Origin of the sequence: Starkeya nomas (genome assembly GCF_902703545.1) — a bacterium.
Taxonomy (GTDB): domain Bacteria; phylum Pseudomonadota; class Alphaproteobacteria; order Rhizobiales; family Xanthobacteraceae; genus Ancylobacter; species Ancylobacter moscoviensis.
Genome location: NZ_CACSAS010000050.1, coordinates 1 through 1,152, shown reverse-complemented (window position 1 = coordinate 1,152; position 1,152 = coordinate 1). Strand labels below are relative to the sequence as shown.

General features: G+C 65.0%; 1 protein-coding gene. It reads left to right on the top strand.

Going from position 1 to position 1,152, the window contains the following annotated elements; all coding sequences use genetic code 11:
• A partial coding sequence (locus STARVERO_RS23235; RefSeq protein WP_159602642.1) for a phage tail tape measure protein occupies positions 1-1,152 on the top strand: 1,152 nt, incomplete at both ends.

The window sequence follows — 1,152 nt, the reverse complement described above, 5'->3', positions numbered from 1 at the left end:
CTGGCGGCGCTGCCGCGGCCGGTGTCGTTGCGATCTCTGCGGCTCTCGGCGCCTCGATCAAGCAGGCGATGTCCTTCGAGGACGCCATGGCCGAGGTCCGCAAGGCCGTCGACATGCCCGAGGAGGAGTTCCGGGCTCTGGAACAGACGATCCTGCGCCTTAGCCGGGAAACGCCGCTCGCCAAGGAGCAGATCGCCCAGTTGGTCGCCCAGGCGGGGTTCGCCGGCCGGCCGGTCGAGGATCTCGCGCGGTTCGGCACGTTCGCGGCTAAGGCGGCGGTTGCCTTCGGTCTCTCGGCCGAAGAGAGCGGCGACCGTCTCGCCAAGCTCGGCAACGTTTTCCAGCTGACGCAGCAGGGTATCGAGGACCTGTCCGATGCGGTGAACTATCTCGGCGACAACATGGCGGCGAAGGAAGCCGACATCATGGAGTTCCTGAGCCGCGTCGGCGGCCAAGCCCGCATTTTCGGGCTGTCGGAACGGCAGACGGCGGCCTTCGGATCGGCGCTGCTGTCGCTTGGTGTCACGTCGGAGGTGGCGAGCACCGGATTCAACTCCCTGCTCACCAAGCTCCAGACGTCGAGCAAGCAGTCCAAGGCGTTCCAGGGCGGGCTGAAGTCACTCGGCCTATCGAGCAAACAGCTCTCGAAAATGATTGCTGACGGCCCGGCCGAGGCCATCGTGGACGTGTTCCGGCGCATCCGCGAGCTGAAGCCCGAAAAGCAGATGGGGGTGCTGACGGACCTGATGGGGCTGGAATATGCCGACGATGCGGCGCGCATGGCGCAGTCGCTCGACTTGATCATCAAGGCGTTAGACATGATCAACGATCCGACGCGCTCCAGCGGATCAGTCGAGCGGGCGTTCAGCATCTTCGACGAGCTCACCTCGTCCAAGCTGACCAAGCTGGGTAATCAGTTTCAGGCTCTGGGCTCCAATATCGGCAAGACGCTGACGCCGGCGATCGGCGCCACGGCGGATCTCGCCAGCACGCTTCTCGACAAGCTCAACGCCTCCTTCGAACGCGCCGCACAGGTGGACGCACTTGTTGCCAAGAAGTCGAAGGGAGAGGCCCTCGCTCCCACGGAGCAGGAGGCCGTCGACAAGGATCCCGAGCTCAAGAAGGACGTCGAGGCCGGCATGCGGGGCGCGC